The organism is uncultured Granulicatella sp., assembly GCF_963521425.1.
Classification (GTDB): domain Bacteria; phylum Bacillota; class Bacilli; order Lactobacillales; family Aerococcaceae; genus Granulicatella.
Genome location: NZ_CAUQUN010000005.1, coordinates 27,111 through 43,362, shown reverse-complemented (window position 1 = coordinate 43,362; position 16,252 = coordinate 27,111). Strand labels below are relative to the sequence as shown.

The window sequence follows — 16,252 nt, the reverse complement described above, 5'->3', positions numbered from 1 at the left end:
AAGTGGATAAAAGGGGATATAGTTCTACATAGAAACAAAATTCAAGGAGTTGTTTTTATGGAGTGTAAAAAGAATGGGGGATATTTAATTCACCATATTCGTTTATTGAATGGGAGACTTTATCAAAAACTATTGAGTAAAGAACCGGATGCTCTTTTTAGAAGTGAACAAGGAAAAATAATGTCTGTTTTATGGAATGATACTGAAGGGTATATTACATGTACAGAATTGAGCTGTAGAACAGGTTTAGCGAACAACACATTAACAAGTATGCTAAAAAAATTAGAAGAACAAGGCTTAGTTTGTATGCAAGATTGTCCGAAAGATAAACGTAGAAAATATGTGAATTTAACGGAATTAGGAAAATCTCAAAAAGAAATTGGAGAAAAAGTTAGCCGAGAATTAGGAGAAATCTTCTATGCAGGATTTAAGGAAGAAGAAATCGTACAAGTAGAGAACTATCTAAATAGGATTCTACAAAATTTAAAAGATGGAGAACGGGAGTAAAATTAGAGGAGGCGTTTGTTGATGCAATCTGCCTTTGATAAAAGGAGAAGTTAAAATGATTGAATATAAAAATGTAGCATTACGCTACGATGAAAAATCTGTCTTAAAAGATGTCAATTTGCGCATTGAAGACGGAGAATTTATGGTGTTAGTAGGGCCATCAGGATCAGGGAAGACAACGATGATGAAAATGATTAACCAATTAATCGAACCAACAGATGGAAATATTTACTTGAATCAAAAACGTATTAAAGATCATCATCAAAGAGAATTACGCTTAGAAACAGGATATGTTTTACAACAGATTGCGCTTTTTCCAAATTTAACAGTAGCAGAAAATATTGCTTTAATTCCTGAAATGAAAGGTTGGAAAAAAGAACAAATTCAAGCGCAATCAAAAGAATTATTAGAAAAAGTAGGGCTTTCTTTTGAAGATTATGCGCATCGTTATCCAAGAGAATTATCTGGAGGAGAACAACAACGAGTAGGAATTGTTCGGGCTATTATTGCGACTCCAAAAATTTTATTAATGGATGAACCTTTTTCAGCATTAGATGCCATTAGCCGTAAACAATTACAAGATTTAACGAAGCAATTACATCAAGAATTTAAAATGACAACATTATTTGTCACACATGATACAGATGAAGCCGTAAAATTAGCAGATAGAATTGCTGTATTAAAAGATGGAGAAATTGTACAAGTAGCTACTCCTCACGAAATTCAAACGCAACCGGCTAATGAGTTTGTCAAAGAATTATTCAAAGGGGGAGAATATCATGAATGAATTCATTCGAACATTTCAAGAGAGAAATAGTGAGTGGATGTTAGCTCTTGGACAACACCTTCAACTTTCTTTATTAGCGTTATTATTAGCAGTAGTCATTGCTATTCCTATTGCAGTTTTAGTGAGTCCATCGAAAAAGATTTCTGGATTTTTATTACAAATTGCAGGAATTATTCAAACATTACCATCTTTAGCGTTAATTGGATTATTTATTCCATTAATGGGGATTGGAACATTACCAGCTTTAACAACATTAGTGTTATATGCTTTATTTCCAATTTTGCAAAATACAATTACAGGACTTCAAGGAATTGATGAAAGTCTAGTTGAAGCAGGAATTGCGTTCGGAATGACAAAATTCGAGCGTCTTAAAAAATTTGAAATTGCTATAGCGATGCCTGTAATTATGTCAGGGATTCGTACCGCAGCAGTGTTTATTATTGGGACAGCAACTTTAGCAGCATTAATTGGTGCTGGGGGATTAGGAAGCTTTATTTTATTAGGAATTGACCGAAATAATTCAAGTTTAATCTTAATTGGAGCTATTTCTGCTGCGATTTTAGCGATTTTATTTAATTTCTTATTGAAATGGATGGAAACTGCAAAATTAAGAACGATTTTGGCAGCCTTTGTAGTCTTAATTATTGGCTTAGGAACTTCTTATGCTCCAACCATTGCTAAAATGCAAACATCAGATAAACTAGTTATCGCAGGAAAATTAGGACCAGAACCTGAGATTTTGATGAATATGTATAAATTACTAATCGAAGATCAAACAAACTTAAAAGTCGAAGTGAAACCAAACTTCGGAAAAACGAACTTCTTATATGAGGCATTGAAAAAAGGGGATATTGATATTTATCCAGAATTTTCAGGAACGATTACAGAAAGTTTATTGAAAAATAAACCAAAAGTAAGTCATGAACCTGAAGAAGTGTACGAAGTAGCTCGTAAAGGAATTTTAGAACAAGATGGTTTTGTATTTTTAAAACCAATGGCGTATCAAAACACTTATGCAGTTGCCGTACCAAAATCATTAGCAGAATCTGAGAATTTAACAAAAATTTCTGATTTGAAAAAAGTAAACCATCCATTAAAAGCTGGATTTACACTAGAATTTAATGACCGTGAAGACGGAAACAAAGGATTGCAAAGTATGTATGGCTTACAATTGGATGTAGCTACAATGGAACCTGCATTACGTTACCAGGCCATTCAATCTGGTGATATTCAAGTTACAGATGCTTATTCAACAGATGCAGAAATTTCACGTTATCAGTTAAAAGTTTTAGAGGATGATAAACAATTATTCCCACCTTATCAAGGCGCGCCTCTAATGAAACAAGAATTGTTGAAAAAACATCCTGAATTAGAAGGAATCTTAAATCAATTAGCAGGAAAAATTTCTGAAGAAGAAATGAGCCAAATGAACTTTGAAGTAGGGGCAAATGGAAGACCTGCTGAAGAAGTTGCTAGAGAATATTTAGTGAAAGTTAATCTTTTGAAACGTTAAAAAAAGGCAAGAAAAAAATCTTTTTGTTTGTGAGGTCGCCAGCAGCCTCGCATGCGAGGCTCATAGTTAATTTTCACTACAAAAATTTTTTTCTTCTTGTTTTTAAAATATCAAAAAAGGCATAAATCATGAGCGTATGATTTATGCCTTTTTTGATGGGAAATATTCACTGATAGCATTAGAGAGTGGAGATAAAAAGTCTGTAATTTCTTGAGGACTTTCTTTTTTTCCTCGGGCAATCCATTTTTGACAAACCCCGAATAATGCGTTGGAGAGATAGACACTATAATATTCTAATTCTATTATATTTAAAGAATTGGTAGAAATTCTTTTTTCGATATCTGTCTTTACAAGAATAAGCAGTTTATTTCGAAGATAATTTTGAATTTCTTTTGTACCATTTTCGGATAATAACGCGGCTAAAAGGGGTTCAGATTGTAAATATTCAAATACTTCAAAAATAGCTTGTTGTTTATCGTTGGCATACTTGCTAAAAATATATTCTAGTGTATGGAATAGTCTACTTTGGTACAGATCAATCATATCGTATTTATCTTTGTAATGGGTATAAAAACTGGAACGACTAATTCCAGCTGTTTCTGCTAATTTTACAGTACTAATTTGGTCGAAAGGTTGTTCTGCTAACAATTGTACCATGGCATTTTCAATCGCTTGTTTTGTTTTTTGTCTTTTATTACTCTCTGTCATAATATCTCCTTTATGTACATTTTTATACACGGTGTCCAAAAACGATTTTTAGAACTTGCTATCTGTTTTTATTGATGTATAATCTATTTTATCAAAAATTAGACAGTATGTACAGAAAAGAGGGGTTATATGTTTAGAGAATGGAAAGCTATTTTGAAAAAACCAACTTTTATCATTGTGATGGTAGGAATCGCGTTGATTCCTGCTTTGTATAACATTATATTTTTATCTTCTATGTGGGATCCATATGGAAAATTATCTGAATTACCAGTGGCAGTTGTGAATAAAGATGAGGCTGCTTCTTATAATGGAGAGTCAATGAATATTGGCGAAGATATGGTCTCGAATTTGAAAGATAATGATGCGTTGGAGTTTCATTTTGTAACAGAAGAAGAAGGGAAGGAAGGGTTAGAAAATGGTACTTATTATATGGTTGTGACCTTACCTAGTGATTTATCCCAAAAAGCTTCGTCAATTTTAACGAATCATCCGGAACAAATGAATATTGATTATCAAACTTCTAGTGGGCATAGTTTTATTGCTAGTAAAATGAGCGATTCAGCGATGGTTCAATTAAAGCAAACTGTTGCGAAAAATGTGACAGAAACTTATACAAAAGCTTTATTTGAAAAAATGGGTGATTTAAAAGATGGAATGGAACAAGCTTCGCAAGGAAGTCAGACTCTTGCTGATGGATCCAGTCAATTAAAAGATGGAAGCCAACAATTAGCGACTAATTTACAAACTTTAGCTCAATCAAGTGTCACTTTTTCAAATGGTGCAGAGCAATTTACAAGCGGATTAACGACTTATACAGATGCTGTGAAAAAAATTGATGCAGGTGTAGCGACATTCCATAATGGATTACTAACATATACAGGAGCTGTTTCTCAATTAGATAATGGCTTAAATCAATTATCTTCTAAAACTCCAGAATTAGCTTCCGGAATCCAACAATTAAATGATGGGGTTCAAGCATATGCTGGTGGAGTGGCGAAACTAGACTCAGGGTTGAATCAATTATCTAGTGGAGTTCAAGCATATACATCTGGAGTGGATAGTTTATCTTCAGGTGCAACTCAATTGGCAGGTCAATCAGACAAATTGCGAAATGGAGTTCAACAATTGAATCAAGGAATTCAGCAATTATCGAGTCAATTAGAGGCATCTGCACAAAAAAGTAGTCAAATTTCTCAATTGGCAGCTGGGTTAGATCAATTAAATCAAGCGATTCAAGCAACAAATGTAAATGAAAGTACAGCTTTAATGGGTGAGGTAACCAATGCTTTATCTACAATCGCAGCTTCAGCACAAAGTGTAATAGTAAATAGTCAAGCTTCTAAACAAGCTGCATTAACAGCTATTCAATCAACAAAAGCGTATAGCACTTTAAGGGGTGAACAGCAAGCAGAATTAACAGCAGCTGTATCAAATCAAGCAAATACAACTGTGCAATCTGCAAAAGAAATTTTATCGACGATTCAAGTATTAAAAGGGAATTTGGGAAATGCAAAATCTCAAGCGGAAAGTATCGCTAAATTACAATCCGCAGCAGGACAAGTATTGCCATTAGCTTCTACTTCATTAACACAATTATCAGGAGGAATTGGAACACTACAATCGGCAGTAAGTCAACAACTAGTTCCAGCTAGCCAAGCGATTCAAAGTGGTGTAGGTGCTTATACAAGTGGAGTGGATAAAGTTGCACAAGGAGCCAATGCTTTAAGCTCTAAAAACAGTACTTTAAACGGTAGTGTCAGCCAGTTAGCATCAGGTTCTTCTCAATTGGCCGAAAAATCTTCAACTTTAACTTCTGGAGTCGGACAATTGGCGCAAAAAGCTCCTGAACTAGTTACAGGCATTGAAAAAATCTCTTCTGGAAGTAATCAGTTGAATCAAAAATCTTCAGAATTAGTATCTGGAATTACTACCTTACAATCAGGAACAAATCAGTTAAATCAAAAATCTGAACAACTCCTTTTAGGTTCTTATAAATTAACAGATGGATCACAAAAAATTGCAGAAGGTTCAGAAAAACTTGCTGATGGAGGACATACTCTTTCAACTGGATTGGAAACTTTATATGGTGGAGTCACTACATTAAGTAGTGGATTAATGGATGCCAATGAACAATTAGCATTAGCTGCTACAGAAGAAACAAATGCGAAAACTTTATCAAACCCATTGGCATTATCGAAAACAGATTATGATGCCGTAGCAGTCAACGGAATTGCGATGGCTCCATATATGATTTCTGTTGCTTTATTTGTTGCAGCATTATCAACGAATATGATCTTTGCAAAACTTCCATCTGGAAGACATCCAGAAACCCGTTGGGCTTGGTTCAAAGCTCGAATAGAAATTAATGGAATGATTGCGGTATTAGCAGGAATACTAGTTTATGGTGGAGTACACGCCATTGGATTAACAGCAGTCCATGAAATGAAAACATTATTCCTTATTGTATTAGCGAGCGTTACATTTATGGCAATGGTGACGGCATTAACGACATGGAATTCTCGTGTGGGAGCATTCTTCTCACTTATATTATTATTATTACAATTAGCCTCAAGTGCAGGGACTTATCCTCTTGCATTGACGAATAATTTCTTCAAAACTATCAATCCATGGCTTCCGATGAGTTATTCAGTATCAGGATTACGTCAAACGATTTCTATGGCAGGGACGATTCAAGAGCAGGTTGTATTCTTAATGATTACACTGTTAATCTTTATGGTGCTAGGAGTTATTGCATATCGACCTGGTGTGGGTGAAGAGTAGAATTTAGGAAAAATTAGAAATGGAAGAAGCTAGTGAAAAATATTGCTAGCTTCTTTTTCTTTTTGTTTTACAAATTTGATAGGGGCATTGATTTGTATGGGATAAAGTAGGAAAATGGTAGGAAATAAAACTAGCATTTTATGCTTGGAAAATTGTAATTAAAAAATAAAACTTCCACAATGTTCTGGAAAAAAGTTGATTTAATATTTTTTTGCAAACGGTTTAAAATGAAATTGTGGAAATGGTTGGAGGGTGATTTAAATGAATAATAGACAGGTAGATTTATTGAATCGGTTAATTCAAGAAAATGAACCTGTGACAGGAAAGGCATTAGCTCAACAGTATTTAGTTTCCACTAAAACAATCTACAATGATATTTCAGTTATTAATCAATATCTAAAAGCTTTTTCTTCAGAGATAAAGAAAAAACCTAGTATGGGAATTTATATTGAAATAGATGAAAAATATAAAGAACAGTTAAAAAATACTTTTCAAACCTCACAAAAAACGAATAAACAAAATGAAGAGTGTAAACTTATATCTACATTTATATTGAAAAATGAAATAGATATTTTAGATTGTTCAATTGAAAATTTCACGAGTGAATCAACTATAAGAAGAGAAATTCATGAACTGGAAAAAGAAATGAATAAGAATGGAATTAAGTTGATTAAACATCAAGGAAAAATTTCACTAGATGGTTTGGAAGACAATATTAGAAAATTCTTCCGTAATAAGTTATTAAGTGGATTAATTCATTTTAATTTAACAGGATTATCGAATTATGGATGTATCAATCCGAATAGAGTTCAAGAAATTATACAAATTATGAATCAGTTGTTAGAAAAATATAAGTTTTCAGTTTGTTATGAATATCGCCATTATTTATTAATGGATTTGGTAATTTTCGATATTCGTTGGAAAAATGGATACTTTATGGAACAACAAAATGATTTAGATAGTAATAATCCCAAAATTATTGAAACGTATTTATTAGCTAGAGATTTATTGAATGAAGTTTCTGGAAAAGAAGTTGAAGAAAAAGAAATTATATCTCTTTGTCAAAGTTTAATTACTATTGGAAATTATGAAAATTCTTATTTAGAGTCCAATGTTCAAATCGAGAAAACGGTGGATGAATTTATATCATTAGTTGGTGAATTGGCAGGTATTCATTTTGAGAAAGATGAGTATTTAAGAGGAATGTTAATTAATCATATTCCTGCAATGATTATGAGATTACGAAACAAAATTCATTTAAAAAGTGATTTGATGGAAGAAATTAAATACCAGTATGGAGTCTTGTATAACTTTGTTTGGCTATCAGGAAAAGTTTTTAAGAATCATTTCAATATTGAATTAACAGATAATGAAGCGGCACTTTTAACCATACATTTGGAAATATCAGTAGAAAAGATAAAAAAACCAATGAATATTTACGTGATATGCCCACATAGTCTAGCAACATCAGAATTATTATTGAATCAAGTTAGAAAAATAACAGGTCAGTACGAACATATTCATAAAGTTGAATATTCAAAAGCAAGTTCTTTAGATGTTAGTGAAAATGACTTAGTAATTAGCTCAGTGGAATTAGAAAACATATCATTTCCATATATTCATGTTGGAACGATTATGAAAGAAGAAGATTTACTAAAAATCCAGAAGAAATTTTTATCCAATACAATGGTGCAAACACAATATAACTTTTTAACGAAAAATGATGAAGAATATACGAATCGACTTATTAAAAAATTACTTGGTAAATCGATATATATTAGAGAAAAAGTAGGCAGCGTAGATAAGTGTTTATCAAAGATTATTCAATTGGCTAATGAGAAAAATTTAGAAAATATAAATTTTGAAAAGACTATTCGTCATAGAGAAAATTTAGGCATAACAAGTACTTATACAGGAATAGCACTTCCTCATGCTAATCCCAAAGAGGTGCATACTAGTGAATTAGTAATGATGACATTAGATAAGCCAATTTATTGGGGACAAAATTTAGTTAAAGTAGTTATGTTAATTGCAATTGCAGAAAAGGAATTAGAATTTTATAAAGATGCTTTAAAAGTTATTTACTCTAAGATTGATAGTTCTTCTTATATACAAAATTTATGGGAGAGCGAAGATTATGAAAGTTTTATAACGGCATTATTTTCTGAAGCTAACTTTGAATCAATATTATAAGGAGTGAGAAAAATGACAATTATATCACAGTTAGTCAATAAACAATTAATTAATTTAGAAGGAGTGGGTGAGGACAAACAAGAATTACTTCAAAAATTGTCTAAAACTTTGTTTGATAAAGGGTTTGTAACAGATGGATTTGCATCTGCAATTGTGGAAAGAGAGGAGGAGTTTCCAACAGGGTTAAGATTAGAAAAAACTGCAGTAGCAATTCCACATACGTATAGTGAATATGTAAAAAAACCATTTATTTACATTGTTAAATTATCAAAACCTATAACTTTCATTCAGATGGGAACATCGGATGAAGAGGTTCCTGTGAATTTTGTAATTGTATTAGGAATTTCTGAACCAAAAAATCAAACAGGTTTGTTAGTTGAACTAATGAATATTTTTGGACAAGATGAATTTATTACAAAATTGCAAAATGCAAAATCGGAAGAAGAAGTTTATCAATTATTTGTAACAGTAGAAATGGAGGAAGAGTTATGAAAAAATTAATTGTTGCATGTGGATCAGGAGTGGCTACTTCTCAAACAGTAGCATCAAAAGTTGAAAGATTATTAAAAGAAGCTAATGTACCTTGCGAGATTGAAGCTGTAGATATGAAGGCATTAGAAATGCATTTAAAATCAGCAGATGGATATATTTCAATCGTTAAAGCAAAAAAAGACTATGGGGTTCCAGTATTTAACGGAATTGCATTTTTAACAGGAATGGGTCAAAAACAAGAGTTACAAAAAATTATAGATTTCTTAAATAGTTAGGAGGAAAAATTATGGAAACCTTGCAAGTAATTATTCAATATATTTTGGATTTAGGAGCTGCAGTATTTGTTCCATTTTTAATGTTAATTGTTGGATTAGCAATGAAAATGAAGTTCAGAGAAGCTTTCACAGCAGCGTTAACTCTAGGGATTGCATTTACAGGTATGGGAATTCTTGTAAACTTTATAATGACAAGTATGGGAGCAGCAGCAAATGATTTAACAACTCATACTGGATTAAGTTTACCAGCGGTTGATATTGGTTGGCCTGGTGCTGCAGCAATTAGTTGGGCTTGGCCGTATGCTTTCTTAGTGTTCCCATTGCAATTAGCAATTAACTTTATCATGTTGGTTACTAAACAAACAAAAACATTAAATGTAGATTTATGGAATGTTTGGAATAAAATTTTTACAGCAGTAATTGTAACGTACTTTACAAATAACATTTTCTTAGGATTTATTGCAGCAGCTATTATTATTGTATTAGAACTAAAACTTGGAGATGTATTTGCACCAGAGGTAGAACGCTTAACTGGAGTGCCAGGGATTACAGTGCCTCACTTTATTTGTCTGATTGCAGTAATTTTACATCCAATTGATGAATTGTTGAAAAAAATTCCTGTTTTAAATAAACAATTTGATGCGGACACATTAAAAGAAAAAATTGGTGTATTTGGTGAAAATGGAGTAATGGGGGCTATTATTGGGTTTGCATTAGGGGCTGCATCTGGTAATGGTATTAAATATGCATTAACTCTTTCAGTTCAAGCCGCAACAGCTTTAACTTTATTCCCAATGGTATCAAAATTATTCTCTCAAGCCTTATCACCAATTTCAGAAGCAGTATCTGACTTTATGCGTGAAAAATTTGAAGATCGTGAAGTTTATATTGGTTTAGACTGGCCAGTACTTGGTGGACGTAATGAATTATGGGTAGCAGTTATCTTTACAATTCCATTCCTTTTAGTTGGATCTATCGTTTTACCAAATAATATTGTATTACCATTTGCAGGTATTATTAATTTATCATTTGTTGTAGGAGCTCTATTATTAACAAATGGTAATGTATTAAGAATGATAGTTCATGGTTTAATTTCTACTCCTTTATTCTTATATGGAGCAACTTACTTCACTCCATATATGACCCGTTTAGCAGAAGAAACAAAAACATTAAATCAAAGTGGGTTAATTTCATGGGCTACTTTTGAAGGGCCAGACATTCGTTATATTTTAGCAAATGGATTTAATGGAGATGTTATCGCTATTGTATTAGGAGTTGTATGGTTAGCTCTTTATGTATGGCTATTAAAAGATAGAAAGAAATATAATGAAACATTAGAAGTAGGCGAATAGAATGAAGAAGTTGCTTATTTTAGTATTAGGTATACTATTTGTCTATTCTATCATTTCCCAGATTATTTGGTTAACGGTATTAATTTTACCTGTTGCTATTTACTTAGATAAGCAAAATTTATTCAAGGAATTTGATGAAAGCAGATTTAAGAAAGTCCGTAGCACTAAAAAAGAATCGTAAATAAGACGAAAATTCAAAGAATTAGTTTAGAAATAGATAGAATAGAAGAATCAATAAATTTGAATTCGGTTGAATGGGAAAAATTTGAAGAAATCAAAGAATGGATCTCATTATAGGGATCCGTTCTTTTTGTAGAATAGATATTGGGATTCGTTTATAGAATTTGTTTAATTAAATACTTAATCTCAGTAAAATTTTATAATAATAACGGATTGAGATAAATCACGCATAAATTATTAAAAATTAAACAAATTCGGTTGACGACAGTCAAGAAAACGGTTACTATTATGTTGGATAAACAAAAAAATTTTTTCAGGTACGGCTGAAAAATATTATAGTTAAAGAAGGGGAATAATTATGGGGTATCCTAAGTTTATTGAAGGATTATGTCAAGTGACATATGATATGTGGAATAAAGGCTGGGACGAATATAACGGAGGAAATGTTAGTTATCGTTTAACAGTTGAAGAAGCTGAAAATCTTGAAAGCAGCTTAGCTGGTACAGAATATACGTACTATGCTGATAATAGAAAAGAAGTGGAAGTTTTAGATGTTCCAGAACATGTGAGAGGAGAATATATCCTAATTACTGCTTCTGGAAGCCATTTTAGAACATTACATTCTCAACCACATGCGGATACTGGTATTATTCAATTAACAGATAAAGGTTATCAAGTAGTTGCAGGTTTTGTTACAGGAAAACGTCCTACAAGTGAAATCTTCATGCATGTATTATCTCATGCGGCTAGATTAAAACAAAATCCAAATCATAGAGTAGTGATTCATAATCATGCAACAAATGTTGTAACTTACTGCTTATTAAATGATGTAACAACTGAATCTTTATCATTAGATTTATGGTCAGTGTTAACTGAATCAATCGTAGTATTCCCTGATGGAATCGCTGTTCTACCTTGGGAAGTACCAGGAACTCAACAAATTGGTTCTGCTACAGCTAAAGAATTGGAAACTCATCGTTTAGTTGTTTGGAGCAAACATGGAGTTCTTTCTACTGGTGTAGATTATCAAGATTGCTTCGGATTAATTGAAACTGCTGATAAAGCAGCCCATATTGCATTAGATGTTCAACGAATCAGTGGTAAGAGCATTTATGAAAGTAATGTTCTATCTAAAGAAGATTTGAAGAAAATCTGTGCTGTTCTAAAAGTACCAGAAAGATATTTAGATTAATTTGAACAAATTAGTAACCTGTTGGTGGATCCAACAGGTTTTTTTAGTTGTACGTAAATTTGATAAAATTTATAAAAAACTGTGAAAATAGTAACAAATGATAACAATCAGATTTTTTCACAGGAATAGAATGTAAACAATAAATCAAAGGAAGTGATTTTTATGAATTTTTCAGGAAAAGTTGCTATCGTGACAGGTGGAGCAAATGGGATTGGAAAAGAAGTAGTAAGAGGAATTGTTGAAGGTGGAGGTTTTGTAGTGATTGCAGATATTAATGAAGCTGCTGCTACGAAAACGGTAGCCGAGTTTGGAGCAGACCATACTATCTTTGAATATATGGATCTAGGAAATCATGAATCCATTGTTGCAAGTATAAATAAGATTCTATCTAAACGTAAAGTAGATATTTTAGTCAATTGTGCAGGAGTGATTAGTGCAAAACCTTTCGATCAATTGACGTATGAAGAATGGGAAAGAACAATTCGTATTAATCTTTCTGGATGTTTCTCAACGATTAGTACGATTTTCCCTCACTTTATTGAAAATAAAGGAGGTAGAATTGTCAATGTTTCTTCTGTTGCTGCAAAATTAGGGGGAGGTCTTCTAGGAACTGCAGCGTATGCTTCTTCTAAAGCAGGCTTGAATGGATTAACAAAAGCAGTTGCTAAAGAAGGAGGAAAATACAATATTGCTTGTAATGCGGTATGTCCATCATTTACAAGAACAGATATGACAACGGTGCTTTCTGAAGATAAAGAAAAGAGTCAAAAAGTGATTAGTATGATTCCATTAGGACGTCGTGCTGAACCTGTTGAAATTGCTCAAATGATTCTATTCTTTGCCAGTGATTTAGCAAGCTTTATTACAGGGGAAATCGGCGACTGCGATGGCGGTATTACGTTAGATGGTTGATTCTTCTTCCGTTCAAAAAAATTTCAAAAAGGTATGTGAATGTGATGAAAAAGATTAAAATTCCTGGGGATACTATTATTGTTCCTATGTTTATTGGATGTTTTATTAATACATTTATCCCTCAAATCTTGCAAATTGGAGGATTTACAACACCGATTGTAAAAGGTGCTGGGCCATTGGTTGGTGCGTTCTTATTTGTCATTGGTGGAACGATTTCCCTAAAAAATACACCGAAGGCTGTTGTTCGTGGGGCGTCTATTATTATCGCTAAAATTATTGTATCCATTATTCTAGGATTATTAGTGGCAAAAGTTTTCAATGATAATTTCTTAGGATTGAGCGCAGTAGCGGTAATTGGAGCAATTTCAGTAGCGAATAATGCGATGTATGCTGGGATTGTAGAAGTATATGGTGATGAAATTGATGCTGGTGCTGTTGGGATTACTACTTTAAGTGTTGGTCCAATGGTAACAATGGCGGTGTTAAGTACCGCAGGATTAGCGAATATTTCCATTTGGAACTTGATTGGAACGATTTTACCACTCATTATTGGGATTATTTTAGGAAATGCCTTTCCTTATATGAAGAAAGTTCTTTCAAACGGAATTACAGCGATTATAATTGTTGTAGGATTTTGTTTAGGGGCAAATATGAATTTTGGACAAATTCTTGAAGGTGGATTACCTGGTATTTTATTAGGTGTGATTACAACCTTAATTGGTGGGGTTGCAGCGATTGCTGCAGATAAATTGTCTGGAGGAAATGGGGTTGCAGGTGCTGCGATTTCTAGTACGGCTGCAAGTGCTATTGCGACACCAGCTGCTCTTTCTGCGGTAGATGCTTCCTTTAAAGCAATTGAAGCAACTGCTACAACTCAAATTACAGCTTCTGTTATTGTGACGGCTATTTTAACACCAATTTTAACGGCGTATATCGCTAAACGAGTTCAGCAAAAAGACAAGAATGTGGCATAACAAAACCACTCCGTAACGTTAGGCGGAGTGGTTTTTTATTTTAATCTAAGAAATAAGTATGTTCAGCTTTCCATTCTAGTATTTTAATATGGACCCAGAAGCCATAGATTCCTAATGTGATAATACATAAGAAAAACCATTTGACCCAGTTTCTAAATAATTCAAGCGCAGTACCATTAAATCCAAGTCGTCGTCCTTCAACAACGGTATGTTCAATTTCCCATTTATACAAAATGCAAACTGCCCAAGGAGTTCCTAATCCAAAGGTAAATGTGATAATAAAAAATGAAATAATGCAACTAAAAATATACGTTAGTATATCTCCATTAAAATAACTTTTTTGCATGATAAATCCTCCCTTCATCAGTTGATTGTAGTGTAACACGGAGAGAAATTTACTGTCAAAGAATAAAATATAAATAAGTTCACGCTGGGGGCAGTTGTAATGTTTTTAGAAAAGGTATAAACTAAAGAAGATATAGAAATGGGGGTTGAGTGATGCAATTTAATTGGAGTAGTCTAGGTGCATGGAGTAGCATTCGTAATATTGTCGATATTGTGATTGTTTGGTATCTATTATATAATTTATTACTCATCATGAAAGGTACAAGGGCTGTACATTTGATGAAGGGATTGGCAGTCATTGCAGGAGTTAAATTCATCAGTTATATGTTTGGATTAATTACTCTTGATTGGATTATGAATTTAGTGATTCAATGGGGAGTTGTTGGAGCCATTGTCGTCTTTCAACCAGAAATTCGAAGAGGATTAGAACATATTGGTCGTTCGAACTTTTTTTCAAAGAGAGCTTCGGGAACGAATCAAGCTCAAAGGATGATTGAAGAGTTAAATATTTCTGTACAATATATGGCGAAAAGAAGAATAGGGGCATTAATTTGTATTGAGCAATCGAATTCTTTAGAAGAATATATTAATACGGGTATTGCGTTACAATCACGAATTTCAAACCAATTAATGACGCAAATTTTTATTCCGAATACACCCCTACATGATGGGGCAGTTATTATTCGAGGTCATGAAGTGGAAGCAGCGGCATGTTATTTACCATTATCTGAAAGTAAATTTATTCCTAAAGAATTAGGAACAAGACATCGTGCAGCTATCGGATTAAGTGAAGTAACAGATGCTTTAATTATTGTTATTTCAGAAGAAACGGGGAAAGTTAGTGTCGCACTGCGTGAAAAATTATTACGTGAGCTAACTCCAGATGAATTTGTAGAAGTTTTAAGTGAACATTTAATTACTAAAGAAACTTCTCAAAAAGATTCGACAATTTTAACAATGATTATCGATTTCTTTAGAGGAGGTCGAATCAATGATTAGTAAGTGGATGACAAAAAAATCATTTTTAGTACTAATATCTTTTGTTTTGACGATGGCTTTATTTGTATACGCAAGTGAATCAAGTCCAAGTAGACAATCATCAGCTGTTTCTATTCAGACAACTTCGAATACAATTGGAAACGTTCCTGTATATGTTGATATGGATAGTCAATTATATACAGTAACTGGATTGCCGGAAGCTGTTACTTTAAGGGTAGAAGGATCTAGTAGTTCTCTATTAACGGTTGTAGGAAATGGTTCGTATCGTGTGAAAACTCCTAACTTAAATGAATTAGGAGCAGGAAAACATATGATTACTTTACAAGTAACAGGGTTACCTTCAGGAGTAAAAGGGACGGTTTCTCCAGAGACAGTTGAGATTATAATTGAAAAGAAAGCGACAATAGAATTACCAGTTTCAGTTAATGTAAATCGTGCGAATTTACCAGGCGCTTATAAAAATGGACAAGCTTTAGTGAGTCCTGCTAGAGTAACGATTTCTGGATCAGAATCACTTATTAACCAAGTAGAGAAGGTTATCGCAAATGTTACAGTGCCAGAAAATACGAAAGCAGATTATACATCTTCCGTTGCAGTACAAGCGTTGGATGCAACAGGAAAACCTCTGGCACTAAAGGTAGAACCAGAGCAAGTTCAAGTAAGAGTACCAATTACAACAAATAGTAAAAAAGTTCCTATTATATTAACAACAACAGGAAGTGCAGGTACGCAATATTCCTATCAGTTGAAATCTGATACCAAAGAGGTTACAATTTTAGGAGCTCAAGAAGTGTTGGGTCGATTGACAGCAATTCCAGTAGTCGTAGATGTCAGTCAAGTGACAAAAACAACAACACAAGTTGTGAAGATAACTCTTCCAACTGGAGTGGATAGTATTAATCCAGAAAATATTTCTGTTGAAGTAGTTGTTACATCTACAACACCAGAAACACCAGAAACTACGCAGACAACAGAAACTACAGAAACTACACAGACAACAGAAACTACACAAACAACAAGACAATAGAAAATGATTGAATTT

At 33.0% G+C, this 16,252-nt stretch carries 15 protein-coding genes; 13 read left to right on the top strand and 2 right to left on the bottom strand.

Annotation, left to right across the window (positions count from 1 at the left end; all coding sequences use genetic code 11):
- Positions 1–57: 57 nt before the first annotated feature.
- From RWO76_RS02430 to RWO76_RS02420, 3 genes are read left to right on the top strand one after another with little or no spacing between them, the layout of a single operon-like run.
- Entirely contained in the window at positions 58–507 is a 450-nt protein-coding gene (locus tag RWO76_RS02430) for a MarR family transcriptional regulator (protein WP_314354061.1), read from the top strand.
- 55 nt (positions 508–562) lie between these two features.
- Positions 563–1,294 (top strand): ABC transporter ATP-binding protein, encoded by a 732-nt coding sequence (locus RWO76_RS02425; RefSeq protein WP_314354060.1) that lies wholly within the window; start codon positions 563–565, stop codon positions 1,292–1,294.
- The gene (locus RWO76_RS02420) at positions 1,287–2,807 is read left to right on the top strand and encodes an ABC transporter permease/substrate-binding protein (protein ID WP_314354059.1); all 1,521 of its coding nucleotides are present in this window, start codon (positions 1,287–1,289) and stop codon (positions 2,805–2,807) included. Before RWO76_RS02425 ends, RWO76_RS02420 begins: the two co-directional genes overlap by 8 nt.
- Before the next feature lie 141 nt (positions 2,808–2,948).
- On the opposite strand, the gene RWO76_RS02415 is transcribed toward RWO76_RS02420, so the two are convergent.
- Positions 2,949–3,515, bottom strand: a complete 567-nt coding sequence (locus RWO76_RS02415; protein ID WP_314354057.1) for a TetR/AcrR family transcriptional regulator — start codon at positions 3,513–3,515, stop codon at positions 2,949–2,951.
- A 129-nt stretch (positions 3,516–3,644) separates the two neighbouring features.
- Here RWO76_RS02415 and RWO76_RS02410 point away from each other — a divergent pair, with 129 nt between their 5' ends.
- The 8 genes from RWO76_RS02410 to RWO76_RS02375 all read left to right on the top strand — a co-directional run bounded on the left by RWO76_RS02410 (position 3,645) and on the right by RWO76_RS02375 (position 13,866).
- Positions 3,645–6,296 carry a YhgE/Pip domain-containing protein gene (locus RWO76_RS02410; RefSeq protein ID WP_314354056.1) on the top strand — a complete coding sequence of 884 codons (2,652 nt, stop codon included), beginning with the start codon at positions 3,645–3,647 and terminating at the stop codon, positions 6,294–6,296.
- 261 nt (positions 6,297–6,557) lie between these two features.
- Positions 6,558–8,489 (top strand): PTS sugar transporter subunit IIA, encoded by a 1,932-nt coding sequence (locus RWO76_RS02405; RefSeq protein ID WP_314354055.1) that lies wholly within the window; start codon positions 6,558–6,560, stop codon positions 8,487–8,489.
- A gap of 12 nt (positions 8,490–8,501) precedes the next feature.
- The gene (locus RWO76_RS02400) at positions 8,502–8,981 is read left to right on the top strand and encodes a PTS sugar transporter subunit IIA (protein WP_314354054.1); all 480 of its coding nucleotides are present in this window, start codon (positions 8,502–8,504) and stop codon (positions 8,979–8,981) included.
- Positions 8,978–9,256 (top strand): PTS sugar transporter subunit IIB, encoded by a 279-nt coding sequence (locus RWO76_RS02395; RefSeq protein WP_006703663.1) that lies wholly within the window; start codon positions 8,978–8,980, stop codon positions 9,254–9,256. Before RWO76_RS02400 ends, RWO76_RS02395 begins: the two co-directional genes overlap by 4 nt.
- A gap of 11 nt (positions 9,257–9,267) precedes the next feature.
- A complete protein-coding gene (locus RWO76_RS02390) occupies positions 9,268–10,608 on the top strand; it encodes a PTS transporter subunit IIC (protein WP_314354053.1) in 1,341 nt (446 codons plus the stop codon).
- Positions 10,609–11,146: 538 nt separating this feature from the next.
- Positions 11,147–11,980 carry a rhamnulose-1-phosphate aldolase gene (gene rhaD, locus RWO76_RS02385; RefSeq protein WP_314255914.1) on the top strand — a complete coding sequence of 278 codons (834 nt, stop codon included), beginning with the start codon at positions 11,147–11,149 and terminating at the stop codon, positions 11,978–11,980.
- A gap of 162 nt (positions 11,981–12,142) precedes the next feature.
- Positions 12,143–12,892, top strand: coding sequence for an SDR family NAD(P)-dependent oxidoreductase (locus tag RWO76_RS02380; protein WP_314354052.1), 750 nt, complete (start codon positions 12,143–12,145; stop codon positions 12,890–12,892).
- 44 nt (positions 12,893–12,936) lie between these two features.
- Positions 12,937–13,866, top strand: coding sequence for a 2-keto-3-deoxygluconate permease (locus RWO76_RS02375; protein ID WP_314354050.1), 930 nt, complete (start codon positions 12,937–12,939; stop codon positions 13,864–13,866).
- 40 nt (positions 13,867–13,906) lie between these two features.
- Here the strand turns inward: RWO76_RS02375 and RWO76_RS02370 are convergent, their stop codons facing one another.
- Positions 13,907–14,212 (bottom strand): hypothetical protein, encoded by a 306-nt coding sequence (locus tag RWO76_RS02370; protein WP_314354049.1) that lies wholly within the window; start codon positions 14,210–14,212, stop codon positions 13,907–13,909.
- A 152-nt stretch (positions 14,213–14,364) separates the two neighbouring features.
- Between RWO76_RS02370 and cdaA the strand changes: the two genes are divergently transcribed.
- On the top strand, positions 14,365–15,210 hold the full coding sequence (gene cdaA, locus RWO76_RS02365) for a diadenylate cyclase CdaA (protein WP_314354048.1): 846 nt from the start codon (positions 14,365–14,367) through the stop codon (positions 15,208–15,210).
- Complete coding sequence (locus tag RWO76_RS02360) at positions 15,203–16,237, top strand: CdaR family protein (protein ID WP_314354047.1); 1,035 nt, start codon at positions 15,203–15,205, stop codon at positions 16,235–16,237. The genes cdaA and RWO76_RS02360 overlap by 8 nt, the downstream gene beginning before the upstream one ends.
- Positions 16,238–16,252: the final 15 nt, after the last annotated feature.

What these genes read in the sequence shown, in the direction of transcription:
- RWO76_RS02410 (WP_314354056.1), top strand. Translation starts at nt 3,645, where the DNA reads ATGTTTAGAGAATGGAAAGCTATTTTGAAAAAACCAACTTTTATCATT.
- RWO76_RS02430 (WP_314354061.1), top strand. Translation starts at nt 58, where the DNA reads ATGGAGTGTAAAAAGAATGGGGGATATTTAATTCACCATATTCGTTTA.
- RWO76_RS02390 (WP_314354053.1), top strand. Translation starts at nt 9,268, where the DNA reads ATGGAAACCTTGCAAGTAATTATTCAATATATTTTGGATTTAGGAGCT.
- RWO76_RS02370 (WP_314354049.1), bottom strand. Translation starts at nt 14,212, where the DNA reads ATGCAAAAAAGTTATTTTAATGGAGATATACTAACGTATATTTTTAGT.
- RWO76_RS02420 (WP_314354059.1), top strand. Translation starts at nt 1,287, where the DNA reads ATGAATGAATTCATTCGAACATTTCAAGAGAGAAATAGTGAGTGGATG.
- rhaD (WP_314255914.1), top strand. Translation starts at nt 11,147, where the DNA reads ATGGGGTATCCTAAGTTTATTGAAGGATTATGTCAAGTGACATATGAT.
- RWO76_RS02360 (WP_314354047.1), top strand. Translation starts at nt 15,203, where the DNA reads ATGATTAGTAAGTGGATGACAAAAAAATCATTTTTAGTACTAATATCT.
- RWO76_RS02380 (WP_314354052.1), top strand. Translation starts at nt 12,143, where the DNA reads ATGAATTTTTCAGGAAAAGTTGCTATCGTGACAGGTGGAGCAAATGGG.
- RWO76_RS02425 (WP_314354060.1), top strand. Translation starts at nt 563, where the DNA reads ATGATTGAATATAAAAATGTAGCATTACGCTACGATGAAAAATCTGTC.
- cdaA (WP_314354048.1), top strand. Translation starts at nt 14,365, where the DNA reads ATGCAATTTAATTGGAGTAGTCTAGGTGCATGGAGTAGCATTCGTAAT.
- RWO76_RS02395 (WP_006703663.1), top strand. Translation starts at nt 8,978, where the DNA reads ATGAAAAAATTAATTGTTGCATGTGGATCAGGAGTGGCTACTTCTCAA.
- RWO76_RS02400 (WP_314354054.1), top strand. Translation starts at nt 8,502, where the DNA reads ATGACAATTATATCACAGTTAGTCAATAAACAATTAATTAATTTAGAA.
- RWO76_RS02405 (WP_314354055.1), top strand. Translation starts at nt 6,558, where the DNA reads ATGAATAATAGACAGGTAGATTTATTGAATCGGTTAATTCAAGAAAAT.
- RWO76_RS02415 (WP_314354057.1), bottom strand. Translation starts at nt 3,515, where the DNA reads ATGACAGAGAGTAATAAAAGACAAAAAACAAAACAAGCGATTGAAAAT.
- RWO76_RS02375 (WP_314354050.1), top strand. Translation starts at nt 12,937, where the DNA reads ATGAAAAAGATTAAAATTCCTGGGGATACTATTATTGTTCCTATGTTT.